Below are 466 nucleotides of genomic sequence, written 5' to 3' on the forward strand. Positions count from 1 at the left end.
GCTCGACTTGCATGTGTTAAGCACGCCGCCAGCGTTCGTCCTGAGCCAGGATCAAACTCTCCGTAAAAGACTCTCGAAACAACGATCCGAAAACCGTGAATCAGTCATAAACATGAAAGAGTCAAATCACTAGCAAAAAAACTCAACTAGCATTCAAAACAACACCCGACAACAACCACCACAAACGGGCAGCTGATACATCGAATGCATACCACCAAACAAAAATTCGGCACTGACATTCATCGACACACTGTTGAGTTCTCAAAGAACACGCACACACCCAAACCCCACGAACACAATCCGCAGGCCTCGAGGGCAACTGTTCCAGCCTATCCCAGCTTGGTCTCGGACACAAGGCCCGACTCTTGGGGGATACAACCTGCCAAGCCACACGTCCAACCTCGTTCACCCAATCAACCAAGACCGGGTCGGTGTCCGTCGCTCTGACTCGACAAAAGTTACGCGA

Annotated in this window: 1 rRNA gene; it reads right to left on the reverse strand. The window is 50.6% G+C overall.

The features are described from left to right. Window positions 1–67: ribosomal RNA gene (locus tag ACOQFP_RS00805) — 16S ribosomal RNA — on the reverse strand; the annotation flags it as partial. Between the last annotated feature and the right edge of the window lie 399 nt (window positions 68–466).

Origin of the sequence: Rhodococcus sp. MALMAid1271 (genome assembly GCF_049195265.1) — a bacterium.
In the GTDB taxonomy this organism is placed as follows: Bacteria; Actinomycetota; Actinomycetes; order Mycobacteriales; family Mycobacteriaceae; genus Rhodococcoides.